The sequence below is a fragment of the Aurantimonas manganoxydans SI85-9A1 genome, from assembly GCF_000153465.1.
GTDB lineage: Bacteria > Pseudomonadota > Alphaproteobacteria > Rhizobiales > Rhizobiaceae > Aurantimonas > Aurantimonas manganoxydans.
Map to the genome: position 1 here is coordinate 4,098,914 of NZ_CH672387.1, position 20,312 is coordinate 4,119,225.

A 20,312-nucleotide genomic window follows, 5' to 3' on the forward strand; every position below is an offset into this window, starting at 1 on the left:
CTTGACCCGAGGACCCATGCCGGTTCCGGTGATGCCGTCCGATCCTTCGACGGAAGATCCCCTATCCACAAAACACACCGCAGCAGAGCATCGCGCTGCCCTCAGCGCACGACCGCGCCGGTCGACGGCGACGGACCGTGGCGGTTGGCGGCGTCGCTGGGCTGGACGGCGAAGTAGAGGAATACCAGCCAGCCGATCAGCGGCACCAGATTGACGAGGAACCACCAGCCGCTGCGGCCGGTGTCGTGCAGGCGGCGCACCGAGACGGCCAGCGACGGGATGAAGATCGCCAGCGAGAAGATCGAACCGAGCGGCTGGTAGCCCTCGCCCGAAAAGGGCGCGAGGCCCATGGCCGGGCCGACGAGGATCGCATCGAAGATGCCAAGGACGAAATTGCCGAGCAGCGTGAACAGCGCGAACCACCAGAATTCCGAGCGTGGCGCCCGGCCCCGGAAGGTCGCGTAATTTGCAAAGACCGAACGGATGGCTTCGGTGAACGACATGGCGTGCCCCCTTGCGTCTGCCGGCCGCTTGCCGGCGGCGCCAGCCTGCCCGATCGAGACGCTGGACGCCACCTGTGCCGCTGGGTTGGTCTTCGAGGGAGTGGTCACGGAGGCGCGGAGGCATGGGTCCTCGGGCCGAGCCCGAGGATGACGCGCGTTGGGGGTGGGGGAGCCTCGGATAGGGCGTCACGCGGTAGGTAACGTCGCGCGGGTGGTAGCGTCGAGCAACCGCCAACCTCGGCGGAAGGGCCACTCCATCAAACAAGATCGTCATCCTTGTCTGTTGACGGCCTCTTGCAATTGGAGAGGCTGATCGGCGGGCAGCGCACCGTGTCATCCTTGGTCGTTGGAGACCGTGCCCGAGCAAGGTTCGCCGCCCGCCTTTCGTCATCCACCCCGAACAGTTGCCGGGGCCGGCGTGACAGCGCCGAGCCCGCAGGACAAGGATGGGACCTATGATGATAGACCGGACCGTGCTGGGTATCGATATCTCTGGAGCGCATCTCGACGTCTTTGCTCATCCCGAAGGACGGGCCAGACGCCTGACCAACGATGCCGACGGCATCGCTGCCGTGACGGCCTTGGCGGCAAGGCGGCAGGCTTTCGTCGTGATCGAGGCCACCGCGCCGTTCGACCAGCCGCTGATCCGTGCCCTGGAGGCGGCGGGCCTGGTGTTCCACCGGGCCAATCCCCGCCGCGCCCGCGACTTCGCCCGGTCGGCCGGCCTTCTGGCCAAGACCGATGCGGTCGATGCCCGCATGCTGGCCCTTTACGGCACGGCTCTGGCGCTGCGGCCGACGGAGAAGGTGGCGCCCGCGCGGCTGGCGCTGCAGGGCTTGGTCAGCCGCCGCGACCAGCTCGTCGCAATGCGCAAGGCCGAGCGGGTGCGGTTGCGGACCATGAGCGAGCCGTGCATCGCCGAAGTCACCTCGCGGTGATCGCCCTCCTCGACGCGCAGATCCGCACCATCGAGCGCCGCATCGAGGCGACGGTCGCGGCCGATGCCGCTTTGGCCCGCCAGCGCCGCGTGCTGCGCGCAGCTCCCGGCATCGGACCGGTCGCCGCTTCGGTGCTGCTGGCCAGCCTGCCCGAACTCGGCCGCGTCAGCCGCCGGGCGATCGCCGCCCTGGCGGGGCTTGCCCCCATTGCCCGGGACTCCGGCCTGCTGCGCGGCAGACGCTGCGTCCAGGGTGGCCGCAAGCGCGTGCGCGACGCCCTCTACATGGCGGCGCTCGCCGCCGTGCGAACAACGCCGTGGAAGGCCCTCTTCGCCACCATGACGACCGCCGGCAAACCAGCAAAGCTCAGCCTGATCGCCATCGCCCGCAAGCTCCTCGTCACGCTCAACGTGGCAATCCGAACCGGAGAATATCAGCCGCGCCCAGCCCCCCCCTTGACGCATACTCACACAGTTGCTTGGGCTTGACCCGAGGACCGATGCCGTTTCCGTTGGTGCAGCCCCATCCTCCGACGGAGTGGTCACCGAAGCGCAGAGGCATGGGTCCTCGGGTCAGCCCGAGGATGACGCGCGTCGGGGGTGGGGCACGCGTGTGAAACGTCGTGCGGGTTGCGGGCGGCGCATCTGCCGAACGTGCCGCAGAGCTGTCACCGCGAACGGCCGTTCGCGTCATTCCCAGCAGCAGCGTCAGCGATGCGTGGCGGCGCCTTCATCATCAGCCGCCGGACACGCCGAGATCCGCACCGGGGCGGCGGCGGTTTCGCCGAGGGTGAGGCAGGCGTCGGTGTCCGGGACGCCCATCGCGTCGCCTAATGGGCAGAGCGTCCAGCCGGAGCCGGTGGCGCCGGAGGCGGCGAGGACGAGTTCGGGGATCGGCGCCAGATGCGGCGTGTAGACATAGGCGCCGTCGCGCAGGACGGCGTCCGGCGGCGGCTCCATGCCGGCGCCCGAGCCCTCGACGCGGCCCTCGACGACCGTCAGCCCCTGCGGCCCCGCCAGCCAGCGCTCCTCCCAGCGGGTCTTCTCGACCGAATGGGTCCAGGACAGCGAGAAGGCGGTGGCGGCCAGGGTCAGCGTCTTGGCGCCGGCGGCGATGCAGATCATTCGGCCGGCGACACCGTCTCGTCGCGGGGCGCGGCACCGGTCGCGGTGGTGCTGCTGCCGCCGCCGGTGCGGTTGACCACTTCGGGCACGCCGTGCCGGCGGATTTGCAACGCATGCCAGCCGATGATCAGCGCCGCGAGAGCGAAGCCGATCTCGTCGGTAATCGGCATTGCGGCGATCAGCGTGAAGGCGGCGACGGTCGCCACCGCCCGTTCCCACCATTTGAGCGGTGCGACCAGATAGCCGATCGCCGCGGCACCCCACAGCCCGATGGCGAGGCACGCCTTGAAGACGATGTAGACGACGGCAGGCCAGTAGCCGATGGCTTCGGCCAGCGGACCGCCATCCTGCAGCATCAAAGCGGGCGTATAGACGGCCATGAAGGGGATGACGAAGCCGGCGAGTGCGACCTTGACCGCCTCGAAGGAGATTCTCAGCCCCGGCGCCTTGGCGATGGGCGCGGCCGCGAAGCAGGCCAGTGCCACCGGCGGCGTCAGGTCGGCGAGAATGCCGAAATAGAAGACGAACATGTGGCTGACGATCAGCGGCACGCCGAGGGCGAGCAGCGCCGGGCCGGCGATCGACGAGGTGATGATGTAGTTCGGGATCGTGGGGATGCCCATGCCCAGGATCAGGCAGGTGATCATGGTCAGCACCAGCGACAGGAACAGCGAGGTGTCACCGACCGCCACGATGAACTGGCCGAAGGTGTTGGCGACGCCGGTCAGCGTCATCGTGCCGACGATGATGCCGACGATGGCGCAGGCGATACCGACCGGCAGCGCCGTCTTGGCACCCTCGGCGAGCGCGTCGCGGGTCAGGAGCAGCGTCTCGCGGCCGCCCCGGAACAGGGCGCAGAGGGCAATCAGCACGGCCAGCGCGATGACCACCGGCAGGATGCCGTATTCGAAAAAGGCGGCAGCCGAGATGCCGAGACCGATCCAGAAGACGTAGCGCAGCGCCTGCACCGAGATCCGGCGGGCCAGCGGCGCGCCGAGGATCAGCAAAGCCGTCAATGCGAGGCCGATCGTGCCGGCATAGAGCGGCGTGTAGCCGGTGAACAGCAGGTAGACGAGCACGCCCAGCGGCAGGAGCAGGTACCAGCCCTTCTTCAGCGCGTTCAGCGCCGAGGGCAGCTCGCCCTTCTTCAGGCCGATCAGGCCGCGCTTGCCGGCTTCCAGATGCACCATCCAGAACACCGAGCCGAAATACAGCACCGCGGGAATGACCGCGGCCTGGACGACGGCGGCATAGGGCACGTTCAGCGTCTCGGCCATGATGAAGGCGACGGCGCCCATCACCGGCGGCATGATCTGGCCGCCCATGGAGGCGGTCGACTCGACGCCGCCGGCAAAGGCGGCGCGGTAGCCGAAGCGCTTCATCAGGGGAATGGTGAACTGGCCGGTGGTCACCACATTGGCGACGCCCGAGCCGGAGATCGTGCCCATCAGGCCTGAGGAGATGACAGCGACCTTGGCGGCGCCCCCCTTCGCCCCGCCGACAAGCCCGAGCGAGATGTCGGTGAACAGCTTGATCATGCCGGCCCGCTCCAGGAAGGAGCCGAACAGGATGAACAGGAAGATGTAGGAGGACGAGACGTAGGTCGGGATGCCGTAGATGCCCTCGGTGCCGAAGGACATGTGATCGACGATCTGGCTGAACGGGTAGTAGCGGATCACGAAGGGCGACGGCAGGTAGCGGCCGAACAGGCAGTAGGCCAGGAACAGGCCGGCGATGATCGGCAAAGCCGGTCCCATGATCCGCCAGGTGGCGATGAAGAGCACGGCCAGCGCGGCGACGCCGACGATCGTGTCGGCCAGCGACGGCATGCCGGCCCTGAAGATCAGCGCCTCGTATTCCCACCATTGATAGACGGCGACGCCCATGCCGGCGAGGCCGAGCAGCCAGAACAGCGCCCTCAGGCCGGCATTCTCGCCCTTGATCGCGGCGACCAGCGGCAGGCCGAGCAGGCAAAGGAAGCCAACATGGACGGCCCGCACGATCTGGCTCGGCAGGTCCCACAGATGCGCCGCCGTGGCGAGCTGGAAGATCGAGAAGGCGAAGGCGATCCAGAACAGGATCCGCCCTTCCGTGCCGAGCGGGAAGCCCGAGGACAAGGGATCGTGGTGGCTCACGGGCTCGCCGTCCGGCGCCAGCTCGTGATGCTTCTCCAGTTCTCCCGGCGTACCCTGACTCATCTACGGCTCCTCCCAGAGGCCTGTCACGGCCGGGACATTACATCATCGACCTCGAAAGGCGATCGCCCTTTCCGGCACGATGGCCTCCCCCGTCAAGGCCTGCCGTAGATCCGGGCGATCTCGTCCACCACCGGCGCCGAGCCGAAGCGCACCGGATCGGTGGCCGGCAGGCCATGTTCCTCGGCCAGTTCGGCCAGCAGCGCCCGCGCCGCCTCCTCATCCAGCTTGGCGGTGTTGACGCAGAGACCGACGCAGCGAATATCCGGATTGGTCAGCCGGCCCATGGCGATGGTCGCCTCGATCACCGCCGCGATAGTCGGCAGCGGCGTCGCCACGCCGCGCATCGTGGTGCGGGTCGGCTCGTGGCAGACGACGAAGGCATCGGGCTGCGAACCGTGCAGCAGACCGAGGGTCACGCCGGCAAAGGACGGATGGAACAGCGAGCCCTGCCCCTCGACGACGTCCCAGTGGTCGTCCGCGGCGTCGGGCGTCAGCCATTCGGCCGCGCCGGCGATGAAATCGGCAACCACGGCGTCCAGCGGCACACCGCGACCGGCGATCAGGACGCCGGTCTGGCCGGTGGCGCGGAACTCGGCGTCGAAGCCGGCGGCCTGCATGTCGCGCTCCAGGCAGAGGGCGGCGTATTTCTTACCGACCGAACAATCGGTGCCGACCGCCAGCAGGCGCTTGCCGGTGCGCTTGTGGCCCTTGCCGGTGGCATAGCTGCGATCGGGCTGGCGCAGGTCGGTCAGCTTGCGGCCGTTCGCTTCGGCCGCCGCCGCGATGCGCGCAATCGAACCGAGGCGCACATGCAGGCCGCTGGCCACGTCCAGCCCGGCTTCGAGCGCCGTCACGATGGTGTCGATCCAGTGCTCGGGCAGAACACCGCCGGCATTGACGACGCCGACCACCAAGGTCTTCGCGCCGGCCGCGACCGCCTCGGGCACCGTCATCTCGTCGAGGCCGAGATCGGCGCCGCAGCCCGGCAGCCGCAACTGGGCAAGACACCAGTCCCGACGCCAGTCGACGACGCCCTGTGCGGTCTTGGCGGCCAGCGCGTCCGGCACGTCGCCGAGGAACATGAGATAGGGAGGGGTGACGTTCATGGCGCGACTTTCGGGAAGGGGATCTTCTGCCCGCAGACTGACCGAGTTGGCACGGCTTGTGAAGCGGGGCGACGGCCGCGAATGCGGCAGTGCACATCTGTCTGTGACGATGGACGACAGCGGGTTGTCCGGCTTGCCCGGGCAAACGCGAGCGGCTTGTGGTCTGCGCGGATGCTGGCCCGCTTCGGCAGCTCAAGCCCAGACGGAATGCCGCGAGCGCCGGCGTTCGCCTCACGGCGATTTCCCCCAGTGCAGCGGACGGCGATCCACTTTCATTTTGCAAGTGGTTGCCCGTCAAGTAACTTCGGTGCGGATGGAGGAGGAGCAGCGAATGGGGCAGGATGGCCGAAGTGACACGACGCGAGAGCATTTTCGCTCGCGCTGCTCGATCGCCCGCACGCTCGACATCTTCGGAGACAAGTGGACGCTGCTGATCGTCCGCGACCTGCTCTGGCACGGCAAGCACACATTCGGCGCCCTGCACGAAAGCGCCGAGCGCATTCCGACCAACATCCTCAGCGACCGGCTGCGCCGGCTCGAGACCTGGGGGCTGGTCGAGCGGCGCCCCTATGCCGACCGGCCGCTGCGGCACGAATATCACCTGACGGCGCGTGGTCGCTCGCTGGAGGATGCGCTCCTCGGCGTCATGGCCTGGGGTCATGCCCATCTGGACGGCGGCTTCTTCGATCCGCGAACCGGCTGGAGCACACCGCCCCGCAGCCGGGTTTCCAACGACGGCAACGCCTGACGGCGGTAGGCCGAGGCCACCGCGCCGCTCAGAACGCCGAAGACCTTTGGCCTCGCCGGCGAAATCCGGTAGAGCCAAGCAGACATTTTCCCCTGAGCGAAGGCGATCCATGACCATCCGCGTCCACAAAGGCGATCTTCCCGACATCTCCCGCTACACCGGCCCGGTGGCGATCGACACCGAGACCCTCGGCCTCGACACCCGCCGCGACCGGCTCTGCGTCGTCCAGCTGTCGCCGGGCGACGGCACTGCCGACGTCGTCCAGATCGCCAAGGGCCAGAGCGAGGCGCCGAACATCACGGCGCTCCTCAAGGACCCGGCCAAGACCAAGATCTTCCACTATGCCCGCTTCGACGTGGCGGCGCTCTACCATGCCTTCGGCGTGATGACCGACGGCATCTTCTGCACCAAGATCGCCTCGCGCCTGACCCGCACCTACACCGACCGGCACGGTCTGAAGGATCTCGCCCGCGAGATGGTCGGCGTCGACATCTCCAAGCAGCAGCAATCGTCGGACTGGGCCGCCGAGACCCTGTCGCAGGCGCAGGTCGAATACGCCGCCTCGGACGTCCTCTATCTGCACGACATCATGGGCGGTCTCTACAAGCGGCTGGAGCGCGAGGATCGCATGGAACTAGCCAAGGCCTGCTTCACCTTCCTGCCGACCCGGGCCAAGCTCGACCTCGCCGGCTGGGACGACGAGGACATCTTCTCCCACTCGGCCTGAGGGTCTCTAGATGGTGTTCGAGGGCTGCCGCATGGGCGGCCCTCAGCCCTTGTCAGGCAGGCGATTGACGGCGTTGCTTGCGGGAAACTGACGACGCTCGACAGAATGTCTCTGGCGCGGCATGGCGTGTCGCAAAACGGACTGGATCGACCCCTTCGTCCAACGCATATGCCCGGCATCAGCAACGCGCTCGACGAAAGGCGCACACCATGACCCGCAGCCCTCTCATGCAGTCCCTCGCCGTCTCCGGCATGCTTACCGTCGCGCTGCTTGCGACCGTCGCGTTGCTGAAGCTCGTCGGCTAATTCCCGCCTCCCGGCGTCGCGCTGAGAACAGCCAGCCGGATGGGCGACACAGGCCGACGCAAACGCGTCGGCACACAGACATGCAAGAAGCGCGGCGCACCTTGAGGTTCGCCGCGCTTCTTTCGTTTGGGATGACCTGCCCGGAGACGGATGGGCGTCCCATCTTGCGCCGCCCGTCAGGCGGCGACAGGCTGCCCCTGGCTGGGTTCCTCGTCCGGCCGGCGCCGGCGCTGGGCCCAGACGATCAGGCCGAGCACCGCCAGTGCCGGAATGAACATCCAGTATTTTGACGGCTGGTCGGTGGGCGTGCGCACCAGAGTGATCTCCTGGTCCCAGTCGAGCCCGGCCTTTTCGGCCGCCGAGCCGAAGGCGACATTGTCGATGATCTTCTTGCCGTCGCGGTCGACCAGTTCCAGCCCGGCATTCTGCAACCGTTCCTCGCCGGTGGCCCCGGCCGGCAGATTGAGCTCCACCGAACGCTGTGACGGCTCGCCGAAGGCGTCGAGATAGTCGATGCGCAGGCGCAGCGGCTCGTTCGCCGGCGTCTCAGCCGCCGCCTCGGCGACCTCGCTGCCCGGCCGCTCGGAATAGGGCGCGACCAGCATGTCCATCCAGAAGCCCGGCCGGAACAGGGTGAAGGCGATCAGCAGCAGCGCGACGGATTCGTAGATGCGGTTGCGGGTCAGGAACCAGCCCTGCGTCGCCGCCGCGAACAAGAGCATGGCGACCGTCGCCACGATGGCGATGAAGATGCCGTGCGGAATGTCGACATTGATCAGCAGGAGGTCGGTGTTGAAGATGAACAGGAAGGGCAGCGCCGCGGTGCGCAGCGAGTAGAAGAAGGCGATGGCGCCGGTCTTGATCGGATCGCCGCCCGAAACGGCTGCCGCCGCGAAGGAGGCAAGGCCGACCGGCGGCGTCACATCGGCCATGATGCCGAAATAGAAGACGAAGAGATGCACCGCGATCAGCGGCACGATCAGGCCGTTGGCCTCGCCGAGCGTGACGATGACCGGGGCGAGCAGCGCCGAGACGACGATGTAGTTGGCGGTCGTCGGCAGGCCCATGCCGAGGATCAGCGACAGGACGGCGGTCAGAAGCAGGATCGCCATCAGATTGCCGCCGGAGAGCACCTCGACGACTTCCGCCAGCGCCGAGCCGACGCCGGTCTGCGACACGGCGCCGACGATGACGCCGGCCGTGGCCGTCGCGATGCCGATGCCGATCATGTTGCGGGCGCCGGTGATCAGGCCGTCGATCAGGTCGAGGAAGCCACGGGTGGTCTGGAACCCGTAGTCGCCGGTGCCGCGGAAGAAGGCGGTGATCGGGTGCTGGGTGATCAGGATGAAGATCATGAAGGCGGCCGCCCAGAAGGCCGACAGGCCCGGCGACAGGCGATCCACCATCAGCGCCCAGACGAGGACGACCACCGGCAGGATGAAGTGCAGGCCGGATTTCACCGTCGGGCCGGGACGCGGCAGTTCGGTGATCGGCTTGTCCGGATCGTCCATCTTCGGCGCCGGGTATTTCGCGCCGTACCACAGAAGGCCGACATAGACCGCGACGAGCAGCGCGAAGACCACCCAGCCGGCATTGTCGCCGAAAGCCGGGCGGATCCAGCCCATGCCGTAATAGACGCCGAAGGACAGGGCGCACAGGACGAGAATGCCGAAGACGACGCCGACCAGCCATTGCAGCCAAGGCTTGGGCTCGTAGGAGCGCGGAAGGCCCTGCATGCCGGCCTTCATCGCTTCCAGATGCACGATGTAGACCAGCGCGATGTAGGAGATGATCGCCGGCAGGAAGGCGTGCTTGACCACGTCGAAATACGGGATGCCGACATATTCGACCATCAGGAACGCCGCAGCGCCCATCACCGGCGGCATGATCTGGCCGTTGACGGAGGATGCCGTCTCGACGGCGCCGGCCTTTTCGGCCGAGAAGCCGACGCGCTTCATGAGCGGAATGGTGAAGGTGCCGGTGGTCACCACATTGGCGATGGACGAGCCGGAGATCAGGCCGGTCATGGCCGAGGAGACGACGGCGGCCTTGGCCGGTCCGCCGCGCATGTGGCCCATCAGCGAGAAGGCGACGTTGATGAAGTAGCTGCCGGCCCCGGCCTTGTCGAGCAGCGAGCCGAACAGCACGAACAGGAAGACGAAGGAGGTCGAGACGCCGAGCGCGATGCCGAAGACGCCCTCGGTGGTGATCCACTGGTGGTTGACCACCTCCGACAGCGAGTTGCCCTTGTGGGCGATGATCGACGGCATGTAGGGGCCGAGGAAGGTGTAGACGAGGAAGACGGTCGCGACGACCATCAGCGCGGGTCCGAGCGCCCGGCGCGTGCCTTCCAGCAGCACCATGAGGCCGACCGTGCCGACCATGAAGTCGGTCATGTTGGGCGCGCCGACGCGGCCCGAAATCGAGGTATAGGCGAAAAACAGGTAGGAGGCGGTCGCCGCGCCGGCGATCGCCAGCACCCATTCATGGGGCAGGACGCGGCGCGACGGCGAGGGCAGCAGCGCGAAGACGACCATCGTCACCGTGATGACGGGAATGTACCAGCCGGGCAGGACGCCGGTGGCCCCTTCCAGGAAGAGATAGCCGAGCAGCAGCGGCACGCCGGCGCCCAGCACGAGCTGGGGGATCGAGCGCGAGGCCGGGAAGGCGAGAAACGCCAGGAACAGCGCGAAGGCGAGATGGATCGAGCGCGTCTCGGTGTCGTTGAAGACGCCGAAGCCGACCATGAAGGGGATCGGCGAGGCGATCCAGAGCTGGAACAGCGACCAGACCAGCGCGACGCCGGAGATCAGATAGGCAACGGGTCTGGCGGGGCTGCGTCCGCCGGTGTCGGAGGAGGCGACGAGCTCGTCGAGCTTCTCCTGCCGGGAGGTGGCGGATTCGACGTCGACGGAATCGATGGTGCGGTCGCGCTCGTCGTCGAGGCTGTCGGAATGACGTGGGTCTCGGGCCATCGCAGCTGGTCACTCCGCCTGTCTGATACGCGACTACAGGAACATTCTGGCACGACCGGCGGCGGGTCGCACGACCGGCCTCTCGTCGTCGCCGACGCCCCGCATGGGCGGGGCGCAAGGGAGCCGGCCGACGGACATCTGCCGCCGGCCGGCTGGATGGCGGGCCTTACAGGAGGCCGGCTTCCTTGTAGTAGCGCTCGGCGCCCGGATGCAGCGGCGCGGAATTGCCGGCCGAGATCATCTCTTCCTTGGTCAGGTTCTCGAAGGCCGGATGCAGCTTCTTGAACCGGTCGAAGTTCTCGAACACGGCCTTGACCACCTGGTAGATGGTCTCCTCGTCGACCTGGTCGGACGAGACCATCGTGGCGCGCACGCCGAAGGTCTCGGTGTCCTCGGCATTGCCCTCATAGAGGCCGCCCGGGATGGTCGCCTTGGAATAGTACGGGTTCTCGTCGACCAGCTTGTCGATTTCCGCGCCGGTCACCGGGACCAGCTTGGAAGCGCAGGAGGTGGTGGCCTCCTGGATCGAGCCGTTCGGATGGCCGACAGTGTAGATGATGGCGTCGACCTTGTTGTCGCACAGGGCCTGCGACTGCTCGGCGGCCTTCAGCTCGGAGGCCAGCGAGAAATCGCCCATCGACCAGCCCTTGCGGTCCATGATGATTTCCATCGTGGCGCGCGAGCCGGAGCCCGGGTTGCCGATGTTGACGCGCTTGCCCTTCAGGTCGTCGAAGCTCTCGATGCCGGCATCGGCGCGGGCAACGACCGTGATCGGCTCGGGATGGATGGAGAAGACCGCACGCTCACCAGCGAAGGGATCGCCCTTCCAGGGGTCCTGGCCCTCGAGCGCGTTGTACTGCATGTCCGACTGGGCGACGCCCATGGTCTGGTCGCCGGCCTTGATGGCATTGATGTTGGCGACCGATGCGCCGGTCGACGGGGCCGTGCAGCGCAGGCCGTTCTTCTCGCTCTCGCGATTGACCAGGCGGCAGATGGACTGTCCAACGACGTAGTACACGCCGGTCTGACCACCGGTGCCGATGGTGATGAACTTTTCCTGCGCGGTGGCCGCGCCGGTCGACATGGCAAGGGCAGCAAGCCCGGCTGCGACCCATCCGGTTTTCTTCATTGGGAGCTTCCTCTCTAGGTTCGGTCAGACCCTCAATCCTAGCGGAGAGTTCGGTCGGGCCAAGTGCCGGCAGTAAGACAACTTTCCCCCTCATGCGCAAGATGGCGGTCCGCAGCCGGCCCCGAACGCCGTCCGGGCGGTGCGGGTGGTTGCCAAGGTCCGGCGGCGCCCTTTCTTCGACCACGCAGATGGTGGAAGAGGACCCCATGACACGCTGGACACGCACAGGACGCGGCATGGGCCTGGCCGCGCTGACGACGGCCCTCTGCGGGATCGTCGCCGGCGGACCGTCCGTCGCCGCGGCGGCGCCTGACGGGGCCGTGCCGCCCATCGTCTTCGTGCATGGCGACAGCGATTCCGCCGCCTTCTGGATGCCGGTCCTGTGGCGCTTCGAAAGCAACGGCGTGCCGGCCGGGCGCCTGTTCGCCGTCGATATCGACCACCCGGCGGCGCGGCTCGACGACCAGGTGGCGCAGGAGAACCGCTCCTCGACCGAGGACGCCGCCCGCGCCGTTGCGGCAACGGTCGATCGGGCGGTCGCCGAGACCGGCGCCGACAAGGTCGCCATCGTCGGTCACTCCCGCGGCTGCCAGAGCGCCCGCAACTACGTGAAGAATTTCGGCGGGGCGGCCCGGACGGCGACGATGGTGCTGGCCGGCTGCGTCCACCACGGCGTCTATGTGAACCCGGAAGAGCGGACCGGATCGGAATATAATGGCGCCGGAGCGTTCCTGACCGCCCTCAACTCGCCGCCCGCCATTCCCGACGGCATTGATACGACGATCCTGCGGTCCGACCGCTTCGATCTCTACGCCCAGCCCAACGGCCGGTTTCTCGGCCTGCCCGAGCAGGAGACCGGGATTTCCTACGACGCGCCGGAACTGGACGGCGCGCCGACGGTGGTGCTCGACGGCGCCGACCATCGCGAGACGGCCTCTTCGCCCGAAGCCTTCATCGCCATGTACACGGCGATCACCGGCAGGCCGCCGGCCCGGCTGGAGATCACGTCGGAAGAGCGGCCGCAGATCGGCGGGGAAATCTCCGGCTTTGCCAGCGGCGCCCCCACCAACCGCCCCCTCGCCGGCGCCACGCTCGACATCTTCGCGGTGGACGCACGGACCGGCGAACGCCTTGGCGACGCCGTGTTCAGCCAGACGGTCGGCGAGGACGGGCGCTACGGGCCGTTCCGCGCCGCGCCGGACGCGGCCTACGAATTCGTGATCGCCGCGAAGGACTATCCGCTGACGCGGATCTACCGCGCGCCCTTCCCCCGCTCCACGGCGCTCGCCCATCTGCGGCTGTATCCGGCACCGGACCTGTCGGCCCCCGGCGAGATCGTCGGCATGATGCGGCCGCGCGGCTATTTCGGCATCGACGACAACGCCACACTGGATGCCTTGCCGATCGCCGGCCGCCCGGAAAACGAGCCGGTTCCCTCGGTCTGGAGGGCCGCCGTCGCGATCCCCGGCGACGCGCCGCAGACGGTGACCGGCGGTTTCGACGGCGAGGTCATCGCGGCCCGAACCTCGCCCGACGACCCGAACGATGTCGTCTGGATCGAGCTGACCGACTGACGCAACGGGTCCCGGAGAGGTCTCAGTCGACATTTGTGCCGCAGCCATTGTTCGGCGGCACAACCCCCTTACTCTTGCGATGACAGGGGGTAGACGGCTACTTCCGTTCCATGACCTTCGAAGAATGTGCCAGCGGCCCGTATCAGCATTGACCTCCCTCTCCCCCAACTACACCGAAGCCGAGCGCCTCGACGCCCTTGCGGCGTACGAGATCGTCGACACGCCCCGCGAGGAGGAGTTCGACGATCTCGCCCGGATCGCGTCGGAGGTCTGCGGCACGCCCATCGCGGTGGTCAATTTCGTCTCGGACACCCGCCAGTTCTTCAAGGCCGAGGTCGGGCTCGGGGTGCGCGAGACGCCGGTGGACATCTCCTTCTGCAAGCATGCGCTGCTGGCCGAAGACATGATGATAGTGCCCGACGCGACGCAGGATTCCCGCTTCGACAACAATCCGCTGGTCTATGGCGACCCGCCGCTGCGCTTCTATGCGGGCGTTCTCGTGCGCTCGGCCGAAGGCCTGCCGCTGGGCACCATGTGCGTCCTCGACCACACGCCGCGCGAGCTCGACGCCCATCAGATCCGCACGCTGCGCCTTCTCGCCCGGCAGGTCTCCATCCAGCTCGAGCTGCATCGCTCCCTGCGGCGCACCAAGGCCGCCCTCGGCGACGTGCGCCGGCTAGAATCGCAATACCGGCAGATCGTCGACAGCGCCGTGGACTTCGCGATCATCACCACCGATCTCGACGGCGGGATCACCTCCTGGAGCCCGGGCGCCCAGCAGATCTTCGGCTGGAGCGAGACCGAGACGCTGGGCCGGCCCGCCGCCCTGGTGTTCACGGCCGTGGATCGCGAGGCCGACCTTGCCGTCCGCGAGATGGCCACCGCGCGCGAGACCGGCCGCGGCATCGGCGAAGGCTGGTACCAGCGCAAGGACGGCAGCCGGTTCTGGGCGTCGGGCGAGATCATGCCGCTGATGGGCGAGGACGAGGTCCAGATCGGCTATCTGAAGATTCTGCGCGATCGCACGGTCGAGTATCAGGCCGAGGAACAGCGCAAGGAACTGACCCACGAATTGTCGCACCGGATGAAGAACGTCCTGGCGACCGTGCAGTCGATCGTCACCCAGAGCCTGCGCACCGCCGAATCCCTCGATGCGGGGCGCGACGCGATCTCCAGCCGGGTGCAGGCGCTGGCGCGGGCGCAGGACATCCTCACCCAGACGAGCTGGTCCGGTGCCGGAATCCGCCAGGTCGTGGACGAGGCGCTGGCGGCCCACCGTGCCGAGCAGGGCCGCATCGTGATTTCCGGTCCCGACGTCGTCCTCAGCCCGCAGCAGGTGCTCGGCCTGTCACTGGCGCTGCACGAGCTGGCGACGAACGCCGCCAAATACGGCTCGCTGTCGATGCCGTCCGGCAAGGTCGAGATCAGCTGGGACGTCGGGCCCGACAAGGACTTCCGCTTCGACTGGATCGAGCGCGATGGCCCCCATGTGAACGCGCCGAGCCGGCGGGGCTTCGGCTCGCGGCTGATCGAGCGGATCGTCGGGTCGTATTTCGACGGCGGCGGCCAGCTCGACTTTCCGCCATCCGGCGTCGTCTTCCGGCTGACGGGATCACTCGGTTGAGCCGGCAGCCGCGCCGCTGATGACCGGCCCGAACTCGCCCCTGCGCTGGTTCGCGAGCCTTCTTTGGCACAGTTTCTGGGGCCTGCCGGTCCTGATGATCGCAGCGGCGATCGGCATCGCCTATACCCTTCTGATGCTCGATGCCGGCGGCGCATCGGCCTGGATCGGCAGTTTCGGCTACCCCTTGGCCCTGTCGGGCGGCACGGCCCGTGAGCTGGCGAACACCTTCGCCGCGGTCCACGCCACCTTCGTCTCCCTGTATTTCTCGATCACGCTGCTGGTGCTGACACTCGCCGCCGGAAATCTCGGCGTAAGGCTGATCGACCGCTGGATCGGGCATGGCCGGGTCCGCTTCACCATCGGCCTCCTGCTCGGGTCGCTCGCCTGGGCACTGATCGCGCTGGCCGCCGTCGATGCCGGCGACGGCGAGGGCGGCTATGCGCGCCTGACCCTGTTCACGCTGCTCGTCGTCACGATCTTCGTCATCTCGTGGCTGGCCTTCGCCCTGCACGATCTCGGCCGCATCATCCATGTCGACACCGACATCACGGCACTCCGCATGGACGCGGTGGCCGACGCGACGCCGCTCCGCAGATTGGCGGCTGCCGCCCCGACGATCGACTGGGCCGCCGGCCGCGGGCTCGCCGCACCCAGCGACGGCTATGTCGAGACGGTCGACCGCCTGGCGCTGGCCGACGGGATGGGCGAGGCGGGCGGGCATCTGAAGCTCGTCGTGAGCGTCGGCGACTATGTGATGCAGGGCGAGCCGCTGGCCCTTCTCGCAGGCGACCCGCTGGGCGTCGGGCAGGCGACAGCTCTGACGCGCGCCTTCGGCATCGGCCGGTTTCGCAGCGGCGCGCAGGGCGCGCCGTTCCACGTGAATCTTCTGGTCGAGATCGCCGGCCGGGCCCTGTCGCCGGCGGTGAACGATTTCTACACGGCCTTTGCCTGCATCGACGGGCTCGGCCCGATCCTGGTCGCGCAGGGCCAGCTCCCACAGCACCCGCAATGGGTGGCCGACGCGGCCGGCACGGCCCGCGTCCTGGCGGTCGAGAAGCCCTTCATCCGCCTGTTCCGGATGCCGCTGGACGCTCTGCGGAACGCGGCAGCGCCCAATCCGCAGGTGGCCATCCGGCTGATCTCCATGATGCACCGTGCGTCCGGCATGATCGATGACGCCGGGATCCGGCACTTCCTGGCCGATCAGGCGCGCGCGCTTATCGATCAGGCGATGGCGAAAGCGGCAACCGATCGCGACCGCGCCGCGATCGCCGCGGCATGGGACGGGACGGCCGTCCTTCAGGATGGGTGACGGCGCGCCTGTCGGCTGCAACCGGCGGCGTGGCTCGCCGTTTCGTCAGCATGAGGCGCATGGTCCGATTGTCTCGCAACGCCGCGACGGCGATAGTCGCACAGAAGCGCCCGGCGGCGCGGGAGGAACGCAGGTGACATCCATCAGGCGAAGGCCGGCCATGAGCGACGCGGCAGCGATCGGCTCGGGCAATTCGCGGACGGTGGGCGCCGCGCTGTTCGGCGGTGCCATGGGGCTGGCCCTCGTTCTCGGGGCCCCGTCCGCACTGGCCGCCGACTGCAAGGCCTCGGCCGAGCCGGGGATCGACTGGAGCCATTGCGACCGCAGCAATCTCATGCTGTCGGGCGTCAGCCTGGCGGGCGCCGACCTGAGCGATACCGATTTCACCCTCACGGATTTGCGCAATGTGAATCTCGCGGAAGCCAATCTGGAGAAGGCGACGCTGGTGCGCGCATCGCTGGCCGGGGCACAGGCCGACGGGGCCAGCTTCCGCAAGGTCGAGGGCTACCGCGCCAATCTGTCCTATCTGGCGGCCAGGGACGCGGCCTTCGAGGGCGGCGAATTCCAGCGGGCGAGCTTCGACGCCGCCAAGCTGCCCGGCAGCCGCTTCGACAAGGCCGAGCTCGGCCGCGCCTCGTTTCGCGGCGCCGAGCTCACCGGGGCCCGCTTCAGTTTCGCCAATCTCGCCCGCGCCCAGTTCACCGGCGCGACCCTGACCGGACAGCTCGATTTTACCGGCGCCTATCTGTACCTGACCCGGTTCGACGGGCTGGATCTGTCAACGGCGACGGGTCTGGAACAGGCCCAGCTCGACCTCGCCTGCGGCGACGACGCGACGCGCCTGCCCGACGGCCTGCAGCATCCGGCCAACTGGCCATGTCCGGTGGAGTGAGGGCTGAGACTACGGCCGGCAGAGCCTGACTGAGGGCCGAGAAACAATCGCGCGACCGGCGCATGCCATGGCAAAGGCCAGGACAGGAGACAGCCAGCATGGCACGGGGACGGATCGCCCGGTGGCGCGCTGCTTATTCAGAATGGCGAGGGAAGAATTTGGTGGAGCCAAGCGGGGACACCACCAGTCTTTAAAACACGATAAAATTCAGATACTTGCCTATAAGCAACTAGGCTTGTGTGCCTGTTTTGTGTACCAACTCCGACAAGATTTTAAACCCCTCTGTACCCTGGTACATCCGCACAATCGCTGGATTCGGTTCCATGGGCGGTAGCAGCGACCTCTTCTTCCTTGGCTTAGTGTCGAGGATTCTCTCTAACGTGGCGCCTTGGGACACCAGCCTCGCAACCCGATCTTTGGAGAGATCAAATCGTCGATCTAAAAATTTGATTAAATCCCAAAGATCATTCGCGATTACCTTATCGCCGCCGAACACAATGTATCTATTGTCCCGTTTGTTACGAAGGTTTCTCCGCTGAGGCACGAGATTTATGTTATCGAACTCGTAGTTTCCATCATTATCTATACGATTTAGCTGGCCCGTTATCAGGTCATCATATTTGAATTTATCTAACCCCCATCTTACGAATTCGTCGCGTATAAAGCATACCTTGATACCTCTTCCCCCGTAATCCGCATAGGCCGTGTTATTTGGGTTTTCACATCTCTGCTTCATGGCATCAAACCGTTCACCCAAAAGGGAGGCGGTTTTATTCCTCAGTACTCCAACCGCCTCTCCTCCATTTTTTACGTGATTTACGCCCCGAGGGCCGCGGGATTTGCCGGATAACAAATTGTCGAGGAGCACCTCTCTCTCTTTTTGCGTAACGACACACCTACACTGGACGTAGGATCGGCTCCTTTCTCTCATTATGATCTCTTGACCGATCACCTCCCACGTCCCCCAGCGCTTCTCTTTCAAAGAAGCCAATAAGCCAACTCGGTTCTTCCACCTCGGGTGGTTTTCACCATTACCAAAACCAAATTCGTTTGGATTTCTGTCCATCTCTAAGCCTCGATTTCAGGTCACGGCGTGAATTTATCGAGGCTGCCAATAGTATTCAATATGGTATTTTCTAAACTGTAGACGGCAAGATAGTGAACGGCGGTCTAGTGACAGGCTCCCCTTTTTGACGTTGGGGCTTGAGGTACTTGGCGACGGTGGCGGAGTTGCACTCGCCTGCCACCAACGGCGCAAGGTACTCTTGCGCGCCGTAGAAGTCCTGCACGACGTCCGCAAGGATGGCGTCGGAATTCTTGTGCTGTGCGAAAAACTCGTCCGTCCAGCCGGCGGTTGCCGCGCCCGTCGAGGCGTGAATGTCACCGTCGGCCCGGTAGATGCGCAGCATTTCCGGCTCGTTCGCCATCCACGCGGCGATGCGCAGCTCGATCTGCGACAAGTCGGCCGAGACCAGCTTGTAGCCCGGCCGGGCCTTGAAGACCTTGTTGTAGGACTTGGCGAACCGGCCGCGCTTCGGGAAGTTCTGCCCGTTCGGGTTGTCCGATGCCGACCGGCCGGTGACCGTGGCGTGGAGCTTGTAAGACGGATAGATCGCGCCGTCCGGGGCGATATACTGCCAGAAGCCCGATTGCTTCTCCTCCGACCCGATATAGGTCGTGATGAGCTTCTGCTGTTTCAGGAAGTCGATGTAGCCCGTCACGAAGCGCCCGGCATTGCCCGGGGCGTCCTCGAAATAGGGCATGTGATCCTTGGTCGAGACCGACGGGACGCGCTGTGCCGGCGGGAGCTTGGCGGTCGACTTCGTGAAGACCTTGGGCGTCAGGCCGAAGCCCTTCTTGCCGAACAGGATGTCGCGCATGACGACGTCGCGGGTGAAGCTGATCTCCTCGCCCCTGCGCAGATAGTCGCGGCGGAGGGCCGGCGGGATGAGCCGGACGATCTCGTCATATTTCGCGTCGGTGTATTGCGCGACCTGATCGGCCAGCGAGCGCAGATGCTCCTTGTCGACGGACAGGCCGTAGCGTTCCACCACCTTGGCGAAGGCGATGATGGCCGGCATCTGGATGCGGCGGTAGCACTGATATTGGCGGGGGTCTTCGCGGAGGATTTTGTCGAGCCGCTGCGCGAGCCGCAGGCAGGCATCGGTGTCACCGCCGGCATAGTTGCGCATGCCGTACTGCACGACCTTGCCGTCCGCGTCGAGGATGTCATCCGGCGGGACGTCCATCATCTTGGACTTGTCGATCGCCATGTTGAAGTTGTCCGCGTAGCCGGCCATTTCCGGCACCCATACGCGTGTGCAGTCGTCGAGGCTCTTCGACATCATGTTCTCGTCGGCGAAGAACGCCATGAGCTGTGTGTCGTGGAGCCATCCCCGGACTTCGATACCCTCGCGAGCCGAGACCTGATGATCGAATTTCAGGTTGTGCGCGAGCTTGCGGACCCGTTCATCCTCAAGGAACCGCTTGACCTGCCCCTGCAAGGCTTCCGCCTTGGCGCCCGGGTTCGGATCGTTGAAGACCTTCTCGTAATAGAGCGGGTGCGTCGGCGCCATGAAGCTCTCGCCGGGCCGGTAGGAGAACTGGTTGAGGATGACGCGGGTGGAGCCCTTACACCAGACGAGGCCGGTGCCCTCCGCATCGAAGGCCATCACCGGCGTGCGGTTCTTCGCGAGCATCGCTTCGAGCGGATCGGTGAGCTCCGTGAGGTCGGACACGTACCGGTAGCTGGGCTCCGACGGCGCGATGGCCGCCACGTCGTAGTTCGCCTGCTTCAGCCGCGCGAGCGTGCCGATGTCGGCCCGGAAGGTTGGATCGTGCTCGGGGATGCGCCGAATGAAACCGGGTGCAAGATCATCCGTTTTTGAAACCAGGTGCAAACTGCGGCGTATCGGATAGCACAATGCAGCAAATACCATGACGACGATGTCAGGGTACGATCTTTCCTGGAATTCCGACGTTAAGGGCGCGAGCTTCGAAGCTCTCATTCGGCGTCGGTACGTCGTTGTGGCTTTGCACGCATCATTGGTTACCTCTGTGCGGGTGCGCACCACCCGATTTTTGCGCTTTGACTTCGTATCGGTTCGAAGCCGAGACTGGCCTAGCGGCTCTGGCTCCCTCATAGTCTTCGCGGGAG

General features: G+C 66.4%; 16 protein-coding genes. 8 read left to right on the forward strand and 8 right to left on the reverse strand.

From position 1 onward, the window contains the following. Positions 1-101: 101 nt before the first annotated feature. Positions 102-503 (reverse strand): DUF805 domain-containing protein, encoded by a 402-nt coding sequence (locus SI859A1_RS19220; protein WP_040326044.1) that lies wholly within the window; start codon positions 501-503, stop codon positions 102-104. Positions 504-958: 455 nt separating this feature from the next. Here SI859A1_RS19220 and SI859A1_RS22210 point away from each other — a divergent pair, with 455 nt between their 5' ends. Both SI859A1_RS22210 and SI859A1_RS22215 read left to right on the forward strand, forming a co-directional pair. Continuing rightward, positions 959-1,441, forward strand: a complete 483-nt coding sequence (locus SI859A1_RS22210) for an IS110 family transposase (protein ID WP_050767616.1) — start codon at positions 959-961, stop codon at positions 1,439-1,441. Then, entirely contained in the window at positions 1,414-1,929 is a 516-nt protein-coding gene (locus tag SI859A1_RS22215) for a transposase (protein ID WP_244401088.1), read from the forward strand. Before SI859A1_RS22210 ends, SI859A1_RS22215 begins: the two co-directional genes overlap by 28 nt. Before the next feature lie 219 nt (positions 1,930-2,148). On the opposite strand, the gene SI859A1_RS19230 is transcribed toward SI859A1_RS22215, so the two are convergent. From SI859A1_RS19230 to dgcN, 3 genes are all read right to left on the reverse strand, one after another. Further along, positions 2,149-2,565, reverse strand: coding sequence for a DUF1850 domain-containing protein (locus SI859A1_RS19230; RefSeq protein ID WP_050767623.1), 417 nt, complete (start codon positions 2,563-2,565; stop codon positions 2,149-2,151). After that, the gene (locus tag SI859A1_RS19235) at positions 2,562-4,763 is read right to left on the reverse strand and encodes a TRAP transporter permease (RefSeq protein ID WP_009211335.1); all 2,202 of its coding nucleotides are present in this window, start codon (positions 4,761-4,763) and stop codon (positions 2,562-2,564) included. Before SI859A1_RS19235 ends, SI859A1_RS19230 begins: the two co-directional genes overlap by 4 nt. 92 nt (positions 4,764-4,855) lie before the next feature. After that, on the reverse strand, positions 4,856-5,869 hold the full coding sequence (dgcN, locus tag SI859A1_RS19240) for an N-acetyltransferase DgcN (protein WP_009211336.1): 1,014 nt from the start codon (positions 5,867-5,869) through the stop codon (positions 4,856-4,858). A gap of 331 nt (positions 5,870-6,200) precedes the next feature. On the opposite strand from dgcN, the gene SI859A1_RS19245 reads away from it, so the two are divergent. After that, positions 6,201-6,617, forward strand: a complete 417-nt coding sequence (locus tag SI859A1_RS19245) for a winged helix-turn-helix transcriptional regulator (RefSeq protein ID WP_050767624.1) — start codon at positions 6,201-6,203, stop codon at positions 6,615-6,617. Positions 6,618-6,726: 109 nt separating this feature from the next. Further along, entirely contained in the window at positions 6,727-7,344 is a 618-nt protein-coding gene (locus SI859A1_RS19250) for a ribonuclease D (protein ID WP_009211338.1), read from the forward strand. Between the two features lie 481 nt (positions 7,345-7,825). Here the strand turns inward: SI859A1_RS19250 and SI859A1_RS19255 are convergent, their stop codons facing one another. Both SI859A1_RS19255 and SI859A1_RS19260 read right to left on the reverse strand, forming a co-directional pair. Continuing rightward, on the reverse strand, positions 7,826-10,624 hold the full coding sequence (locus tag SI859A1_RS19255; protein WP_009211339.1) for a TRAP transporter permease: 2,799 nt from the start codon (positions 10,622-10,624) through the stop codon (positions 7,826-7,828). A 166-nt stretch (positions 10,625-10,790) separates the two neighbouring features. Next, positions 10,791-11,753, reverse strand: coding sequence for a TAXI family TRAP transporter solute-binding subunit (locus SI859A1_RS19260; RefSeq protein WP_009211340.1), 963 nt, complete (start codon positions 11,751-11,753; stop codon positions 10,791-10,793). A gap of 206 nt (positions 11,754-11,959) precedes the next feature. Between SI859A1_RS19260 and SI859A1_RS19265 the strand changes: the two genes are divergently transcribed. The 4 genes from SI859A1_RS19265 (at position 11,960) to SI859A1_RS19280 (ending at position 17,155) form a co-directional block, all read left to right on the forward strand. After that, positions 11,960-13,327: a hypothetical protein gene (locus SI859A1_RS19265; protein WP_040326791.1), complete on the forward strand. Its 1,368-nt coding sequence runs from the start codon at positions 11,960-11,962 to the stop codon at positions 13,325-13,327. Positions 13,328-13,475: 148 nt separating this feature from the next. Further along, on the forward strand, positions 13,476-14,951 hold the full coding sequence (locus tag SI859A1_RS19270) for a sensor histidine kinase (RefSeq protein ID WP_202797873.1): 1,476 nt from the start codon (positions 13,476-13,478) through the stop codon (positions 14,949-14,951). 19 nt (positions 14,952-14,970) lie between these two features. Continuing rightward, positions 14,971-16,263 carry a DUF2254 family protein gene (locus SI859A1_RS19275; protein WP_040326046.1) on the forward strand — a complete coding sequence of 431 codons (1,293 nt, stop codon included), beginning with the start codon at positions 14,971-14,973 and terminating at the stop codon, positions 16,261-16,263. 160 nt (positions 16,264-16,423) lie between these two features. Next, a complete protein-coding gene (locus SI859A1_RS19280) occupies positions 16,424-17,155 on the forward strand; it encodes a pentapeptide repeat-containing protein (RefSeq protein ID WP_009211344.1) in 732 nt (243 codons plus the stop codon). Between the two features lie 229 nt (positions 17,156-17,384). Here SI859A1_RS19280 and SI859A1_RS21535 read toward each other — a convergent pair whose 3' ends face one another. Beyond that, positions 17,385-18,221 carry a hypothetical protein gene (locus SI859A1_RS21535; protein WP_009211345.1) on the reverse strand — a complete coding sequence of 279 codons (837 nt, stop codon included), beginning with the start codon at positions 18,219-18,221 and terminating at the stop codon, positions 17,385-17,387. Positions 18,222-18,291: 70 nt separating this feature from the next. Continuing rightward, positions 18,292-20,163, reverse strand: a complete 1,872-nt coding sequence (locus tag SI859A1_RS19290) for a DNA polymerase (RefSeq protein ID WP_161600146.1) — start codon at positions 20,161-20,163, stop codon at positions 18,292-18,294. Positions 20,164-20,312: the final 149 nt, after the last annotated feature.